General features: G+C 28.0%; 11 protein-coding genes. 9 read left to right on the forward strand and 2 right to left on the reverse strand.

From position 1 onward, the window contains the following. Window positions 1-497: 497 nt before the first annotated feature. Window positions 498-3,518: a LamG-like jellyroll fold domain-containing protein gene (locus tag ACYUET_RS01935; protein ID WP_460277489.1), complete on the reverse strand. Its 3,021-nt coding sequence runs from the start codon at window positions 3,516-3,518 to the stop codon at window positions 498-500. Further along, window positions 3,511-5,181: a Hint domain-containing protein gene (locus tag ACYUET_RS01940; protein WP_460277491.1), complete on the reverse strand. Its 1,671-nt coding sequence runs from the start codon at window positions 5,179-5,181 to the stop codon at window positions 3,511-3,513. Before ACYUET_RS01940 ends, ACYUET_RS01935 begins: the two co-directional genes overlap by 8 nt. A gap of 484 nt (window positions 5,182-5,665) precedes the next feature. Between ACYUET_RS01940 and cloSI the strand changes: the two genes are divergently transcribed. The 9 genes from cloSI (at window position 5,666) to ACYUET_RS01985 (ending at window position 17,884) form a co-directional block, all read left to right on the forward strand. After that, window positions 5,666-7,321 (forward strand): clostripain, encoded by a 1,656-nt coding sequence (cloSI, locus tag ACYUET_RS01945; RefSeq protein ID WP_460278229.1) that lies wholly within the window; start codon window positions 5,666-5,668, stop codon window positions 7,319-7,321. A 277-nt stretch (window positions 7,322-7,598) separates the two neighbouring features. Next, entirely contained in the window at window positions 7,599-8,537 is a 939-nt protein-coding gene (locus ACYUET_RS01950) for an NTP transferase domain-containing protein (RefSeq protein ID WP_460277493.1), read from the forward strand. Window positions 8,538-8,645: 108 nt separating this feature from the next. Continuing rightward, window positions 8,646-11,210 carry a selenium-dependent xanthine dehydrogenase gene (gene xdh / locus ACYUET_RS01955; protein ID WP_460277495.1) on the forward strand — a complete coding sequence of 855 codons (2,565 nt, stop codon included), beginning with the start codon at window positions 8,646-8,648 and terminating at the stop codon, window positions 11,208-11,210. A 136-nt stretch (window positions 11,211-11,346) separates the two neighbouring features. After that, a complete protein-coding gene (locus ACYUET_RS01960) occupies window positions 11,347-11,958 on the forward strand; it encodes a nucleotidyltransferase family protein (protein ID WP_460277497.1) in 612 nt (203 codons plus the stop codon). 570 nt (window positions 11,959-12,528) lie between these two features. Continuing rightward, on the forward strand, window positions 12,529-13,161 hold the full coding sequence (locus ACYUET_RS01965; protein ID WP_460277499.1) for an ankyrin repeat domain-containing protein: 633 nt from the start codon (window positions 12,529-12,531) through the stop codon (window positions 13,159-13,161). A gap of 313 nt (window positions 13,162-13,474) precedes the next feature. Beyond that, window positions 13,475-14,089, forward strand: coding sequence for a zinc dependent phospholipase C family protein (locus ACYUET_RS01970; protein ID WP_460277501.1), 615 nt, complete (start codon window positions 13,475-13,477; stop codon window positions 14,087-14,089). Between the two features lie 160 nt (window positions 14,090-14,249). Beyond that, a complete protein-coding gene (locus tag ACYUET_RS01975) occupies window positions 14,250-14,876 on the forward strand; it encodes a class I SAM-dependent methyltransferase (RefSeq protein WP_460277503.1) in 627 nt (208 codons plus the stop codon). Between the two features lie 104 nt (window positions 14,877-14,980). Further along, window positions 14,981-16,147, forward strand: a complete 1,167-nt coding sequence (locus tag ACYUET_RS01980; RefSeq protein WP_460277505.1) for an HNH endonuclease domain-containing protein — start codon at window positions 14,981-14,983, stop codon at window positions 16,145-16,147. Window positions 16,148-16,873: 726 nt separating this feature from the next. Continuing rightward, on the forward strand, window positions 16,874-17,884 hold the full coding sequence (locus tag ACYUET_RS01985; RefSeq protein WP_460277507.1) for a DUF4489 domain-containing protein: 1,011 nt from the start codon (window positions 16,874-16,876) through the stop codon (window positions 17,882-17,884). Window positions 17,885-18,075: the final 191 nt, after the last annotated feature.

Below are 18,075 nucleotides of genomic sequence, written 5' to 3' on the forward strand. Positions count from 1 at the left end.
GAAGGTGTATTAAAAAATGTAAACTAAACTTATGAAAAATTTATAAAGAAGTTTTTTATAAATTTTAATACTCTTTATTAGAAAATTCTGTTTTAATAATCTAAAATAAAAAGAGTATTTTGAAGAGTAATTTTATTTTTAAATTTTGGACTTAGATTAAATGAGTTATATAATATAAAAATAGAGGACATTAGGGCATATATTTTATTATCAAAATAAAATGTGAGAAGGACAAACAGTATACTTGAATCAGTCATGCATAAGATATGTGAATTTATATATTATTAAAATAACTAAAGTAAACGTAAAATACCTTTTACGAATGAAAGAGAAAAAAATTAAATAGAAGTGATATTACAAGACTGGTTAAAAAATATTAAATTATCAGGAATGACTTAATAAAAAGAAATACTCACTTTATTAATAAATAAAAATACCTGAATTAAATCAGGTATTTTTAGCATACTTTTAATAAAATAAATATAAAAGGAGTAATTTTATGAAATAATAGGGGCTGGTGGCTTTTCAACAAATCTTACAATTTCATGAATTTTACAAGACGTATTCATATTAAAGACACTATGTAAATAACTGCCAACATCCCGTTGCTCAATATCAAAATTATACATTATGTGTTTATATTCTATTCCATCAAAATATCTTTCGTAAGAGCGAAGTGATGCATCATAAATTAAGTATCTTCCCTCTTGAAGAGGCACCATAACTACCATATGAAATTTAAACTCTCCTGATAGTTGTTGGGGATTTTTCCCAGCTGCTATTAAATCTTGATTAAGTGGTAACCCAAGAGCAGTACTATATTGAATATAGTCCCTATGTGTAATTCTTATAATAAACGAATTTGCTGCTCCTAGTGTACGAAAATAATATTGTAATATAGCAGCATAAGCAACACAATCAGCTATAACGGGATTACTCTCAGTAGCATTATACATTGCTAAATTAAATGCAGTTTTATCAAACTCAATATATTCAAAATTTCCATAATGTTTAATATCAAAATAATGAAAAGTAGAACTTCCGAAACTACAATAACGTAATTGAGAAAGCTTATGTACAACTTTTACGTATTCAGCAAGTATTTGAGGTGTAACTCCAAGCTTTGGATTTGATGGATTCATAGTGCATATTTTAGGTGGTTGCGCTACTAAATCTATGTAATCTATATTAAGGTAGTCTTTAGGCATTGCTTTATCTAAACAAATAGGTAGTGCTGGAATAAAAGGTATAGTGTAAATATTAAGGGTAGTATCATTATCAGTATCTTGATAATCATCTACTGAATAAGACCAAGAAAAAACAGTATTATATTTATATATACCATCTGTACACCTATTAAGAACTTTTTGTGTAGTAAGTTCAATAGTGTGTTCTCCTTCACTAAAAGTACCACTTCCTTGTAATTCATTAAAAAAAGCAGTACTTTCTTTAGCATATCCTTTTAGGACAACATTGTAAGAAGGTTTTTTCTTTCCTTTTTTTACTATAAGATTAAATTTTGCTTTAACTTTAATATTTTCACTTACCTCATTTGCAATATATACTCCATATTTTTTATTAGTATTTTTTCTTATTACTTCTGGAGGGTTAATAGTTCCTAGATAGTTTTGGCAATATATAGCGCTTTCTTTAAAGTTATCAGGATTTGATTGCAATGATAATTCTAATATTTGAATTATGTACTCACGATCTTCATCGTCATCTTCATCACCAGAAGGTTTATATTCACGCGATCTATCAATAATCTTTATAATAACATCTAATAGAGTAGTAATTATTAGTGGAGAAACTACTAAAAATAATCCTGAGTAACTTTCTAGTGCTGGAGTACTTGCGCTTATAAACATTGCCCCTAAGGCTAAAGAGGAACCACCGGCTATAATATTATTAGTGGTGTTAGTTGAACCAGTGATCATAATGTTATGTATTTGTGTTTCCTTCAAGGCATCTGCAGCATTACCTATAAGTTTTTGTCTAGTAAGCTCATCTGGTTTTATTTCTTCAGCAAATAGTGGAGTAAATTTAGTTTTATAACGGAAATTTCTATATATATAATCTTGAAAATATGGAGGAAACTTTTCAGTACCACTTGGTTCGAAATTAAACTTTATTCCAAAGGAATTTTCAAAATAAGAAACAAGTGCTGAAGCAATAACGTTAGTTTTCCATTTATTTATGTCAGATAAATTAGAGAAATTTTTAGTTACTCTATATTTATAAGGTTCTTCATTTAACTCTTCAACAGTATGTTGTGCAATCATTAATCCATTATTTGTAAGAGTTAAATCTTTTGAAGATACTAAATCCACAGCTAATCCTTTATCAAAACTAAATAATGCTTTAATACCATCTTCAAAAATAAAAGGTTGGTTTTTGAAAAAATCACTGGCATCAGATTGTGAAAGAGCTTTATCAAAGATACCTATAGTAGCTAAATAGCCATCAAAAGGAAAACTCTCTTCATTGTCAGTAGATTTAAACATGTTTCCAACTTTAACATCACCAGAAGAAGATCTATTAAATTTACTAATTAAAGTTTCATTTTTTAGCTCACCATTTATAAAGGTGCATAACTTATTTCCATCATAAGAAGTTAATAAATCAATCCAATTAGAATAAGCTTGATCTATAAGGATTTCATTATTACCCACTTTTATTTTAATTTTTACTGAGTAATAATCTATACGTTCTGTATATATAGCAATAGTATCATCTTTATCAAAATAACCGTTTGATAGTATTCCTTGAGTTTCTTTATTTGAAGGTCTAATATATACTTTTGCATAAATAGAAAATTTACCATTTTCAAAACCACCAGGATTAAGTTCTGATGAACTTTCAAGTTTAGCGTAACCATAACCATTTTCACATTGAGCACTATATACATGTATACAATCTGTTACATTACATTCTCCAGTAAATTCAACAATTAATTTATTAGGTGTTAAATCTATTGGTGGATTTTGAGAAAATGTTATAAATCCTAAAAGATCACTCATATCCTTTGTATAAGTCTGTTCAAATAGGTATTTTTTATAATCATTTTGATATAAGGCTTTTTTATAAATTCTAAATGAGTTTAAATATCCTGAAAATTTTGCTCCAAGTTTTATACTTTCATTTGTCAGAAGTCTTATATTTTTAATTTCTTTAGAATAAATATAGATCCCATTTAAGGCTACAGTAAGCTTTTCATTATCATAGGAAACAAATACATTAGTCCATTCCTTTACTTTAAACATAGTATGTGTATTATCTATAAAAAATTTTCCGACATTGGGGTGATATATAAATAAATTTTGTTCTTCTATACCCATTGAAAAACCAGATTTTTGAGAGAGAATTTCTGAAGATTGCCCATTGATATAATACCAAATGTCGAAAGAAAAATCGTTTTTATCTATTGGAAGATTTATAGGTTCTATTTCTAGATAACTTTCTTCATCTGTATTGTTAATATGTAATGAATAGAAAGCACTTTTTTGTTTATTAGACATTTTTTAACTTCCTTTCCTTTAAAGAATTTAAAAGTTCTTTAAATTCTGATCTAAATAAAAGTGACTCTTTGGAATATTGTTTAGGTTCAGATAAATCAGGTATTTCACTATTTTGAGTTTCAAAATCTCCTAATATTAACCCGTTACAGATTAAGCCATTACAATCATCAAACCTTAAATTATAAGCAATATCATTATATTCAATTGGGTATAAGTATTTAACTTTTTCAAAACCATTTTCAGTTTTGATGCTATCAGCAGCAGTTAAATCCATAACACGTTTAAGTCCTTTTTCAGTGAAAATAGGATGTGTATCCGTAACAATTACATTTTTTCCATTATGAGTTTCAATATAAATCATAAGATTCTCTTTTCCAGTAATTATATCTTTTATAGTTAAATTTCTTCCAGTACTAGAGAGTACTGTATCACCAATTTTAAGTTCAGATATTTTCCTTTTTTTACCATCAGGCATTTTTATATTTGTATCTTTTCCTATGCATCCCCAATAAAGAAGTATTCTTGGAATTTTTTTTGTAGGATATTGATCTTTTCTGCTAGATATTCTGACTTTTATAGTTTGTATATTTTCAGGAGTTGAAATGTGATACATTCTTATATACATACTACATTCAAAGTCTATTACAGGATAATGATTGCCTTTAAAACGGTCTAGAAAAAATTTACAATTCCAATCCTCAGGAAATTGCCATGATAATTTAGTTTGATCATTATTTAATGTAAAAAAGTCATAAAAATTACTAGGAAGAGTACCGTTATAAAAAGATCCTAAACCTTGCTTATTAAAAGTAAGAGTTAATGAAAAGTCTTCATTTTTATCTATACCAACAATCCTATAAGAATCAGTAGATTCTAAACTACCCTTAAAAGGCATCATTATCTTTGAAAATGTTGAAGTAGGGTCTACAACATTAGAATATTTATAATCAAATCCTGTTGCATAACGATTATAAACAACATAAGTTTCTGGTCTTCCAGATTTTGTATTCATGGGATCTTCTATTGTAATATTTTTTATCATTTTATCTATATTAATAGCTTCGTTATAGTTTTGTTTATATTCAGTTGTTGTAAAACTTACTAAAGGTTTACCGTTTATTTCAGTAGCCCAACAAAATTTACTATGAACTAAAAAATTATCATTGCTAGATACTTCATAATCTTCTAAGTTTACTAAAGGGTTGTAATTAAAAACACTAGTATCATCAATGGATTCTGAAAAATCAAAAATTTCATTATCATCATTTTTTAAAGTTCCAATAGCTGATACATATAATTGCTTATATATAAAATTACCAGTTAACCCAAACTCAATAGAAAATGGGGTGCTACCTTTTAAATTGTTATGTGGTGAAGTCTGAGGGAAATGAATAAAATCAATTTTTTGACAATCAAACATATTATCTTTTTCTTCTGCTGATAAATTATTAGAATTAATATCTTTAGTCTTTAAAGCTATATTTCTTGTTTCTTCTAATGTTGAATAAACTATTGGAAATTTTGATTTTAAAAGTTCTTTGCCTCCTAATGAATTTAATATATATTCATAATGAATATTATTCGAAAAATCATGAGTTAAAGTGCCTCCATTTTGAATTAATTCTTCTTTTATTTTACTTTCTATATAGTTTTGTTGTTCCATAAAAAACACCTTTCTAAAAATTTATTATGTATATTTAAAGTAGAGATTAAAAGTTAGGCTTAATAAAATTAAAAATTTTAATAAGATAGATTTAAAACTACAATTTCATATATATTAAGATTTGCAGTTCAACTTATTATTTCTTAATATTTGAATTAACATACATATTTTTATTTTTTGGTTTTTATTTCATTAAGAGTTGTAATTTCATGTCTTGTTTGTCAAGATTATTTTTATAATAACCAAAATATATACCTAAAAACTGATAACAGAGCAAAAAAAAGTAACGCAATTACATAAATGTGTTTTTATGTAAAATAATTAATAAAATATAAATTTAAACGTTTTTTTGAGTTATTTTCTAGGAATTCATAGAAAATATAATTTTTTTATTTTTATAAAAAATGATAATATGATTTTAATGGAATATTTTCCATAAATAGAAAATTTAAAAGGGGGCTTATGAGTGAATAAAAAATTAAAAATGTTAACTGCTATGATGTTATTGGGGAGCATCTTGTTAACGTCGATGCCTGTACATGCAGCTACAGAAATTCCTGAAGAAACAAACATAACTGAACAGGAAGCTACAAATGAAATAGGCAAGAATATTATTCCTATTAACGATTCTTATAATATTAATGATGCCATTAATATGGATGTTACTACCAAAGCAGCATTGCAATATGAAGACAAAGTTAAGGCTGAAAATGAAGATAAAAAATTAACTATTATGTTCTATTGTGATGCAGATAATAATTTAGAACCTAATTTATTACTAGATCTTCAGGAGATGAAAGAAGGGTATGTTGATAATCCAAATTTAAATTTAATAGCTTTAGTTGATAGAAATGAAGGTTATTCTAATGATTCAAGTGTATTAGGGGAAGACTTTTCTGATACAAGAATGTATAAAATCGAAAGAAATAAAGCTATTAGGATTGATGGTGGGAATGAATTTTCGGAAATAACTAAAACAAGTGATTATGAAGCAAATATGGGTGATGCAAATACTTTAAAGAAATTTATAGATTCTTGTAAAGATCAATATCCTGCTGATAAATATGCACTTATTGTTTCTAATCATGGTGGTGGAGCAAGAGATGATAAGAAAGAGGAAGAAGTTAAAAACCCAAAAGCAGTATGTTGGGATGAAACAGATGATAACGATTGTTTATATACTGCTGAAATAACTGACACTTTAACTGAAGATGAATCTGTAGATGTATTAGCTTATGATGCATGTTTAATGGGAACAGCAGAAGTTGCTTATCAATATAGACCTGGAAATGGTAGCTTTTCTGCAAATGTTATGGTTGCATCAGCACCTGTAGTTTGGGGATATGGATTTGATTATAAAAAAATATTTAGTCGTCTTAAATCTGGTGGTGGAGATAATGGAACAAGAGATTTAACTTTAGGAGGAAGAGAAAAATATTTTGATCCTTCAAAGGTTACAGATCTTGAGCTTGGAGCAATAATGGTTGAAGCTCAAAGAGATTCAGTTAAAAAAGCTAATGTTAATAATCAAGCTTTAAGTTGTTTTGATTTAAGAAAAATAGAAAATGTAAAAGATTCTGTAGATGAGCTTTCTAGAGCTTTATGGAAAGAAAATAAAAAAGCTGACATTGAAAATCTTAGAGGAAAAAATAGAAAAGTAAATTTAATTAATTATTTTAACCAAAATAGTAGTGCTGAATGGATGGCTTATCCATATTTTGATTTATATGATTTATGTCAAAGTATAACTGAAAGCTATAATTTTAGTGACAATATTAAGGATTTAGCTAAAAAAGTAATGAAAAATGTAGATAATACTATAGTGTATTCATATGCTGGAAGTAAATTTAAAGGCTTTACTGAAGGTAAAAATGGAATGAGTATTTTCTTACCAGATGGAAATAAAATATACACTGATTCATTTTCATATATAAGTTTCCCTTGCTGGCAAGGTCAAAGCTGGTATAATTCTATAGATACAACTATTATTAAAGATAATTATTTATATGGTAAATTAAGTTGGTGCAAAGATGGACAAACTCCTAAAATCAATGATGTTGGAAATTGGTTTGAACTTTTAGATTGCTGGTTTGATACTTCAAATGATGAGACTGGTGGAGTAAACCGATATCAATGGTAAAAATAAAAAAGGTTTTTAATAAATAATTAATATGCTCCTCTTATGGTAGATATTTAAAATAATAAAAATGTCTATTGTAAAGAGGAGCACTTTTTTTACACTATAAAATAAAACAATTAATTGAGGGGTTATTGAAAACTATGGAAATAATGTATAAAATTAATATGAAATCAAATGTGTTGAAATTCAGCATAATAAATCAGATTTTAAATCGAATAAGTAAAAAGTAGTTTACAAATAGGATAATACTACTTAGGTAGAGTAAGAGGTTATAGATATGAAAAAAAAGGGGAAGAAAACAACAGGTGGAATAATTGTTGCTGCTGGAAAACCATCAGAAAGGATTAGTTCTGATCCATTATTAAAAATTGGTTCTATTACTATAATCAAAAGGATTGTTTTAACTTTCCAGAGGGCCTCTATTTCACCAATTGTAATAATTACAGGACATAATGCTGATGAAATTGAGCGTGATTTAGCTAATTATGGAGTTATATTTTTGAAAAATAATCAATATGAAAGTTCAAGAAAATTTGATTCTGCAAAGATAGGATTAGATTTTTTACAGAATAAATGTGAGCAGGTAATATTTACTCCAGTAAGTATTCCGATGTTTACAACAGAGACACTTCAAATGATGATAGAATGTGGTAAAGGATTGGTTTCTCCATCGTATCATGGAAAGTCTGGACATCCACTTTTGATCTCTTCTGAATTAATTCCTAGAATTCTAAAATATGATGGAAATATGGGAATGCGAGGATCTATTAAAAATATTGGGGTTACAAGAGAATGGATAGATGTAGAAGATGAAGGTATTCTTTATGATACAGATTATATTGATCAGTTAGATGAACTTTTAATAAAACATAATCAACGCATACTACATCCTTTTGTTAAAATTAGTATAGAAAAAGAATCCTCATTCTTTGATTCAAGAGCAAAATTACTTTTAATTTTAATTAATGATATGAACTCTGTACGAGGTGCATGTAGACATATGGCATTGTCTTATAGTAAAGCATGGAATATGTTAAACCAGTTAGAAGAAGAGCTAGGTTATTCAGTAGTTGAAAGAAAACATGGTGGCAATAAAGGTGGAAAAACTTATTTAACAAAAGAAGGTATAGAATTTTTAAAAAAATATCAGCAGTTTGAAGAGAATGTGCGTCAATATGCAAAAGGTGAATTTAAAAGACTATTTTTAAAAGTTTAGAAATTTATATAAACAAGTTCTTTTTACAAAGAATTTGAAGGAAAATATTCTCCGTTTTATAATAATTATAAGATAATTTGTTAAATTATTCTAAATAGGAGGGTATTTATGTTTAAATTAAATGTTAATGGTAAAGATGTAATTTCTGAGATAGACAAGCCACTACTATCTTTTTTAAGAGATGATTTGAGAATCACTTCTGCAAAGGATGGTTGTAGTGAAGGTGCATGTGGTACATGTACTGTATTAGTTGATGGAAAAGCAGTAAAAGCTTGTATACAAAAAGTATCTAAATTTGAGGGGAAAAAGATTTTAACTGTAGAAGGATTAAGTCCTAGAGAAAAAGAGGTTTATGAACATTGCTTTGCAGAAGCAGGAGCAGTTCAATGTGGTTTCTGTATTCCAGGTATGGTGATTTGTGCAAAAGCTTTATTAGATGTTAATCTTAATCCAACTAGGATAGATGTAAAGAAAGCAATCAATGGTAACATTTGTCGTTGCACAGGATATAAGAAAATTGAAGAAGCGATTTTAATGGCAGCAGAATATTTTAGAAATAATATTCAAATTGCCCCTAATCCAACTGAATTAAAGATGGCACAAAGATTTAAACGTGTTGATGCAACTGAAAAAGTAAATGGAACAGGTATTTTTGTAGATGATATTGAATTGCCAGGAATGATTTATGCAAAAGCAGTTCATTCTAAATATCCAAGAGCTATTATAAATAAAATTGATATAAGTAAAGCAGAAGCTCATCCAGATTGTGTTAAAATTTTATTAGCAAAGGATGTTCCAAACAATGTTATTGGTCATATAAAGCAAGACTGGGATGTACTGATTGCTGAAGGAGAAACAACTAGATATGTAGGAGATGCACTAGCATTAGTAGCAACTTATCATAAAGATAAACTTGATGAAGTTTGCGCACTTATTGAAGTCGATTACACAGAATTAGAACCAGTTACTTCTCCAACAGATGCTTTAAGATCAGATGCACCTTTAATTCATTCTGATGGAAATATTATGAGTCGTGCTATGCTTCAACGTGGTAATGCAGCTGAAGCAATTAAAAATTCTAAATATGTGGTAACAAGAAAGTATCAAACACCATATCAAGAACATGGATTTATGGAACCAGAATGTGCAATTGCAATGCCTGAAGGAGAAGATGGCCTTTTGCTATATACTAGTTCACAATCTGTATATGATGAACAACGTGAAATTTCAACTATGCTTCAAATTCCAATGGAAAAAGTACATTCTCATGCTCAACTTGTTGGAGGAGGCTTTGGTGGTAAAGAAGATATGAGTGTTCAACACCACGCAGCATTAATGGCATGGTATACTAAAAAACCAGTAAAAGTAAAATTCTCAAGACAAGAAAGCTTAAATTATCATACTAAACGTCATCCAATGGGAATAGAAATGACAACTGCTTGTGATGAAAACGGTTATTTAACTGCTATGAAAGCTGTTATTATTGCTGACACTGGTGCATATGCATCTCTTGGTGGCCCAGTATTAGAAAGAGCATGTACTCATGCAGGTGGACCATACAATTATCAAAATATGGATATACTTGGAATGTCAGTTTATACTAATAATGTAGTTAGTGGAGCTTTTAGAGGTTTTGGAGCAGCACAAAGTTGTTTTGCTACTGAAAGTAATATTAATCTATTAGCAGAAATGGTAGGTATTTCACCATGGGAAATTCGTTATCGTAATGCAATTCGTCCAGGTCAAGTATTACCAAATGGTCAGATAGCTGATGAAAGTGTTGCTATTGTAGAATGCTTGGAAGCTGTTAAAGATGTATATGAATCAAATCCATATGCAGGTATTGCTATAGGATGGAAAAACAGTGGAACTGGTGTAGGACATAAGGATATTGGTCGTTGTATTTTATCTATTGAAGATGGTAAAGTGCATATTAGAACTTCAGCAGCTTGTATGGGACAAGGAATTGCACAAATGTGTACTACTGTGTTATGTGAAACAACTGGTTTAGATCCAGCTCTTACTATACATGAAAGACCAGATACTGTTCGTACACCTAACTCAGGAACTAGTACTGCTTCAAGGCAAACTGTAGTAACAGGTGAGGCGGTAAGGAGAGTATCTGAAAAATTAAAAGCAGAACTAGATAAAGGATTAACATTAGAAGACTTAGAAGGTAGAGAATTTTTTGGAGAGTATTCTGCAAAGACAGATCCAATGGGAGCTATAAAAGATAATCCAATTAGTCATGTAAGTTATAGCTATGGTGCTCAGGTTGTAGTTCTTAATGAAGAAGGAAAAGTTGTAAAAGTAGTTGCAGGATTTGATGTTGGAACACCAGTTAATATTCAATCTGTTGAAGGACAAATTGAAGGTGGTATGGTTATGGGATTAGGTTATGCTTTGACAGAAGAATTTAAAGTTGAAGGAGGATATCCTAAGACAAAACTAGGAACATTAGGACTTATAAGAGCAAAGGATGCTCCAGAACTTGAAGTTATTCTCGTACAAGCTAAAGGAAAAATTCCTGAAACTTATGGAGCAAAAGGTTGTGGAGAATTATGTTTAATTCCAACAGCACCTGCTTGTGCACATGCTTATTATAGATTAGATGGTAAATTCCGTACTCATTTCCCATTGAGAGATACATTTTATAAAAAGTCAAAAAAATAAATAATAGATATGTTTTACAATAACAAGTGTTCAATAAATCTAATAGCTATTTATTCTTGTGTTGAACAATTTAGACTTGAAGCATATATATTATAAGCATTGTAATACTATATTTTAGTGAAAGTGAGATAGTTGAATGAATATAAATGGAGTAATACTGGCAGCAGGATTGTCTAGTCGAATGAAAGCGTTTAAACCTCTTATGAGTTTGAGAGGAAAAACTATTATTGAAAACAGTATTGATAGTATGTTTAATGCTGGTGTAAATAAAGTAGTTGTAGTATTAGGACATAGAGCTAAAGAAGTTGAATCTTTGCTTTGCAATAAATATGATCCTTTAAGATTACTATTTGTGAAAAATGAAAACTATGCAGAAACTGACATGCTAACATCTATTAAAATTGGAATATCGGCATTAGATAATTGTGATGCATTTTATCTTCTTCCAGGGGATATGCCAGCCATTAATACTAAAACTTTTCTTGCAGTAAAAGAAAATATGTGCAGAACACATGCCATGGTTTCATTCCCAACTATTGATGGATATAAAAAGCATCCACCTTTGATTTCATCAAAATGTATAGATTACATTCTTAAGTTTAATGAAGAAGGTGGACTTAGAGAAATTTGGAAACAACTTCAAGATCAGATAGCAACAGTTCCTGTTAAAGATATTGGATGTACATTAGATGCAGACACAACGGAAGATTATAATAGATTAGTAAAATATATGGAAGGCCATAATTAATTTAAAGTTATTTGTTTTATGGGGTAAAAGTGTCAATTTATAAAGAGATGATAACATAAAAAAGTAATTTTATATAAAAAAATAAGGTGAAGTTTAAGATCTAATATAGAATTCTATTTTCATTACTAAAATTCTCAACAATACCTTTAATGTAAGTATTGTTGGGAATTTTTTAATTTATAAGATAGATAGATTATACTCCAATATCAACATTTACTTAAAAAACATAGCGTTGTTTTAATAAGAATAGTAATGGTAAATGATATTAATATGGAAATTTGTATATAATAAATGAAGAAAAATATAAAAAGATTGATAAAAACATATTATAATTAATTTATAATATATAAGCTCCAAGAAAGTTTGTTCATTAATATAAATCTTAAAACATTTATAAATAGTATTATTCACCAGTATAGAGAGGAACTTATATAAAAAAATTATGATATATATGCTTCTAACTAGATATTATTAATTAAACATATAATTTTCTATATAAATGATATAAAATATTATAAATGTAATAACTTAATTAGAATATATATATTAAATATTAGGAGGAAATTTTCAATGAAAATTTGTGATATTTTATTTGGTTCAAGGCCAAAAACTATTTCAATGATAATAGAAGAGGGGAATTTGGAGGAACTTAAAGCTTTTATAGAAAATGGAGGCAATGTTAATGAAAAATGTGATGATAAAAGCCTACTTAACTTTGCCATAGATAATTGTGAAAATAATTATTTTGAAGTAATAGAATTTTTAGTTAATAATGGTGCAGATATAAATAGTCATCAAAGTTATTTTAAAGAAACACCCTTACATAGAATATGTGCAAGAGCAAATCCTAAAATTGATATTGTTAAATTATTTTTAGATAAAGGATCTGAAGTTAATGCTGAAAATATATCAGGAAAAACTCCAGTGTTTTACTGTAATTTTAGTTATTCTACAGAGCTTTTAAATCTTCTTATTAAATATGGAGCAGATGTAAAACATACTGATAAATATAAGAATACTATATTACACAATGATTATTCAGATTGTAATATTGAAGCTTTTGAAGATTTCTTAAAAATTCTTATTTCTCAGGGCTTAAATATAAATTCAAAAAATAATGCAGGACATACCCCATTGTATTTGTGCCAAAATGATGTTATTAAAGATATATTAATAAAACATGGTGGGGATATAAATATTTAATTATAAAAAATGAATATGGAAAATAATTTAATTATACAGATAAAGACTAGAATTCTTTAGGTTTTCTAGTCTTTATTTATGGTGAAATATAGATATTAAAAAATTAAAACATATAGAGAATATAAATAAAAATCTTCAAAATAAAAGATGTAATAATATTATATAAAAAGAAATAAGAAATGACTTTTTAGAAATAGTTAAAAGAAACAACAGTGTTTAGTTTATAAATAGTTTAGGTTTAATTTATTTATAGTTTATCTTTGTATTCTATACTGTATTTACTTAGGAAGAAATAAGGGGTGAATCATTTAGAATGAAAGTAAGAACTCATGTTAAATTAGCGGAACTTGCATTTAATAATAATATAAAGAACATTCCTAAAGGGTTTTCAAAATTTATGTTTAATTTTGGACTTGTTATGGTTGATCAAAGTTGGCATGTTAAAACACATCCACATTATAGGCAAAAATCTCTTAGTTATGTGCTTGAAAAGATAGAAAACCTTACATCAGTTAAAACATTTAATGCTTATTCTTCAATGCAGTTAGGAATAGTTGTTCATTATCTATGTGATTTTTGTTGCAATGCTCATATATTAGGATCAATGGGCAATATTTCATATCATTTAAAGTATGAACGTGACTTGCAAAGTTATTTATTAGAAAATTATGATGATTTAAAAGATCATTTTAGCAGTTCCTTAAACAATAAGAGTTCTATCAGAAATGGTATAGGTTCAATTAAAGCTTTAATTGAAAAAATGTTAGATAATTATACAAAAGGTGATGCATCTTATTTATTAGATATTAAACAATGTGTTGAAATTACATTCATGGTTTGCTCGAATGTTTTTGATTTAAACTTAAGTTTATTAAAGAATATTAAATATACAGTAAAACAATTTAAACATGATTTTAGTGAAATATAAAAGAATAATATATAAGCATGAAGTAGAGTCTATGTAATTAGGCTCTTATTTTTTGCTCTACAACTGGTTATAAATATATATGTGAGATTCTTAATTTTAAGTAATTACATAAAATATGGTAAAATATGATTAAAAAAATAAATATAATAAGGAGAGCATTATGCAAAATAATAATAAATACTGGAATGAAGTTTATAAAAATATTAAGAATAAAGATATAATATTTGATTTATGGTTAGACAAATTTCAAGATATATTAGAAAAACATAAAAATGATGTAATACTTGATTTAGGGTGTGGAAGTGGAGCGGATTCATTATATTTAATAGAAAGAGGATATAAAAACATAATAGCTTGTGATAATAGTGAAGAAGCATTAGAAGTTGTAAAAAAGAATATTCCTGATATAAAAGTGTTAAATGTTGATGTTTCATATAAAATACCTTTTGAAAATGAAAGTATTGGTATGATAATAGCTGATTTATCATTACATTATTTTAATGAAGAAACTACAAAAAACATATTAAAGGAAATAAAGAGGATACTCAAAGATGATGGCGTTTTAATATGTAGAGTTAATTCTTTAAATGATTTTAACTATGGAGCAAGTGAAGGAAAAGAAATAGAAAAGCATTTTTATTTAACTAATGCTGGATATAAGAGATTTTTTAATGAAGATGATATAAAGTATTTTTTTAGTGATTGGAAAGTTAAATATTGCAAAGAAGATAAAATGGGTAGGTATGGAGCAGAAAAAAGGTCTTTTGAAGTGGTTAGCGTTAAATAGAGTCTATATAGTTTAGGCTCTTATTTTTTTATCATTTTAAAATAATAAGGCAGAGTATTATGGTAAAATATTCATGAAGAGATTTAAATGAGGGAGAATTTTTAATGAACAAGATTGATACAGAAAGAGAAGGCATCATATTACCTAAAGAAATAAGTTTTGTGCCATATAGTACTGAAGTAGATTATAGAACATTTTCAGCAGTATTAGATGATAATAAAATGGTTGCTACATATAAGACGTATTGGCTTTTAGCTTTATTAGAAGAAATTCAACTTGATAATTTTGATATAGATTTTAAAAAACTTATAAGCAGAATGGTAACTTTTGCATGGTATCCAATACTTAAATATAAGCTTAGTTTTGGATTATGTGATAATTTAGTTAAGGTAGTTAATTATATTGAGGATACATATAATTTAGGAAGTAATTATGATGAGAAAAAGTTACTGGATTTTATATATACATCTGAAGATAAGATATTAAATAAGATGCTTAAGGATTTAACTTATAATGTACCTTATAGATTTTTATCTCCATTTTTTAAAGAACATACATCAGGAGAAAAATCAAAAGTTGAAAAAATAATTGAAACTCTTTCAAAAGAAGATGAAAGATGTGTTTATGAAATTTATATAAATGAAAATAAAGAAAAGTGTATTAAAATTAGAGAAAATTGGTGCAATTATTTAAAAAATAATTACAGAATACTTCAAGGATGGGCATATTATAAGCTTGTAATATTTCTACAAAAAAGAAATCCTAATGTGCCAGGTATATCAATGAAACTTGAAGCTCCAAAGAATAGGAATTTTACAGTCCAAACAAAGATTTGGAAGGAAATAATACAGAGAGAAAATATAAAAGATATTTATACAGGATTAGAATTTACAAAAGAAAATTATGATCATTATGGCGTTATAAGCATGGATCATTTTATACCTTGGAGCTTTGTACTTCATGATCAAATATGGAATTTGGTACCGACATTTAAGAATATAAATAGTAAGAAAAGTGATAATCTATTAAATTATGATAAATATATAGACAAGTTTTGTGACTTACAATATAAAGCTTTTTCATTTGTAATAGATACTAAAAGAAATAATCAAATTGAAGAGTATAGAGAATTATTAAAGATAGAAGATGCTAAGAAATTTAAAGAAGAAAGAAGCATTGAAGAATTCTATAAGATGATAAAAAAAGAAGTTTCTCCAGTATATAATATTGCTGTTAATCAGGGATTTTGTGTTATGGAGGAGTTTGTTTAGATTAGCAATTTTAAAGTGATAAAAAATGATTTTATAAAATAAGATAGGGGTTTGGGACGCCTCGCCTCCACCATACATAAACTTGTAATATTGATACAATAGAAAGTCATTAATTTCAATGGCTTTTGCTGTTTTTTTTAGAATTTGGAGCAGGAATTTTTAAGGTTTGAATCTTAGAAATATAGATTTTTATATTGGATATGCATATCCATATGAATTTTAGATAGAAGGTGTGCATTTTTACCTTTGAGTGTGCACTTTTTATCAGAAATAGATTGCTATAAAAATTAAGCATATTGCAACAGTTTTTTGGAAGAGAGTCAATATGTTTTCGTATACAAGGCATGTAGAGGCTGTAATCCTGTTGCAAAAGCCTTAAATGTTGAAATTCAAATGGTTTGAAACGTTGGAGCTGTGAGCTTGATTTAGATGTGGGATGATGACTTTCGCATCTTTTCTTTTGTGCGTATGATTCTCATGGATATTCATTTTATTTAATGAGGGTGAGCCATGACCATGAAAAAGGTTTTAAACATTTAAAATCAGCATTTGCCAAATAAATGTCTATAAGAAATAATCACCTTTATTCATTTATCGCATATTCTATATTAGATAACTTTAGTTAGGTAAATTATAGTTTCTACATCTAAATTAACCTGTTCTTTATAAGTAAATAGCACTGTTAAGTTGAATTTTTAAAATTCTCAATGTAGAGGAGTGAACAATATGAATTTATTATCAAAGGCTAATTTTAAGGATGATTATGAAAATAGTAATAAGAGCAGTGACTCGTGCGGACAAATACTAAAATGCGGAGAGGTTGGTCAGGCATTATTATTTAATGGTGCGAGTATAGAAACTTCTGTACCTGCCGCTACTATCACCATAGATACTTCTAAATTTTGTGATCCATGTATAATATTTGAATTTACCTCTAATATAATTGGAACACTTTTTCGAGGAACTTTAAACTTTCAATTATATAGATCGTGTAATAATCAACTACCAATTGCTATTGGTCCACGATTTTCTTTTACACAACCGATAGCAGCTCTTTTTGCCAATATGTTCACATTTTTTGTATGTGATTGTGATCCATGTCCAAATGAATGCTGCACCTATAGTATTGTTGTTTCACCTGGTGAATCTACTCCTATTATTGGTAATGTTGGCATTTTCGCAGCAAGGCTAGCCACAATTATTGCAGATAATCCGGAACATGATGATGACTGTTACCAATGTAATAAACTTTGCCATAAAGAAAACAGGACTATCTTAAAATGCGGAACACCAGGCAGTGCAATATCAATAACTCCAGATACCTTAGCAGGCACTACTTTTACTGTTAGTACTCTTACTTTAAATACTTCCTGCTTATGTGACCCATGTGTAAAGCTTGAATTTGCAAGTAATTTAGCTTATTCAAGCCCTAGCACTATTGATAGCACAGTTGTAAACTTCCAGCTATTTAAACTTTGCGACAATCAACGTAACCCAATACCAGTTGGACCACAGTTGGTTTTTTCAGTTCCGTTTACAAATATAGGACAGCCTGTAACACCTGGATTTTCTGGCACTTCAACATTTTCTTTCTTTGTCTGTGACTGTGACACTTGCCACCATGAATGCTGCACCTATTCATTAGTAGCAACTACAGCTACATCTGATGCGTCTGTTACTATTACCAACCCAAGGCTTTCCGCAATAGCTGCAGATAATAACTACAGATGCTGTTAATACAAAATTTAAAAACTTTGCTACTATAACTATAAAAGGTTCTAATAATTATCTGAGCCTTTTATTTTGGTGTGCCCATTGGCACATGCTAATCGATGAAAGTCCGTAATGGGGCTGATAGTGGCAACCATTAGCTTAAGACAAGGGTGTCGATTGTGAGGTGGAATCTAAGGAAGTCGGCGGCAAAGCCT

This window comes from Clostridium sp. CTA-5, from assembly GCF_054768135.1.

Coding starts and splice junctions, on each gene's coding strand:
- ACYUET_RS01935 (WP_460277489.1), bottom strand. CDS start 3,518: ATGTCTAATAAACAAAAAAGTGCTTTCTATTCATTACATATTAACAAT.
- ACYUET_RS01940 (WP_460277491.1), bottom strand. CDS start 5,181: ATGGAACAACAAAACTATATAGAAAGTAAAATAAAAGAAGAATTAATT.
- cloSI (WP_460278229.1), top strand. CDS start 5,666: ATGTTAACTGCTATGATGTTATTGGGGAGCATCTTGTTAACGTCGATG.
- ACYUET_RS01950 (WP_460277493.1), top strand. CDS start 7,599: ATGAAAAAAAAGGGGAAGAAAACAACAGGTGGAATAATTGTTGCTGCT.
- xdh (WP_460277495.1), top strand. CDS start 8,646: ATGTTTAAATTAAATGTTAATGGTAAAGATGTAATTTCTGAGATAGAC.
- ACYUET_RS01960 (WP_460277497.1), top strand. CDS start 11,347: ATGAATATAAATGGAGTAATACTGGCAGCAGGATTGTCTAGTCGAATG.
- ACYUET_RS01965 (WP_460277499.1), top strand. CDS start 12,529: ATGAAAATTTGTGATATTTTATTTGGTTCAAGGCCAAAAACTATTTCA.
- ACYUET_RS01970 (WP_460277501.1), top strand. CDS start 13,475: ATGAAAGTAAGAACTCATGTTAAATTAGCGGAACTTGCATTTAATAAT.
- ACYUET_RS01975 (WP_460277503.1), top strand. CDS start 14,250: ATGCAAAATAATAATAAATACTGGAATGAAGTTTATAAAAATATTAAG.
- ACYUET_RS01980 (WP_460277505.1), top strand. CDS start 14,981: ATGAACAAGATTGATACAGAAAGAGAAGGCATCATATTACCTAAAGAA.
- ACYUET_RS01985 (WP_460277507.1), top strand. CDS start 16,874: ATGAATTTATTATCAAAGGCTAATTTTAAGGATGATTATGAAAATAGT.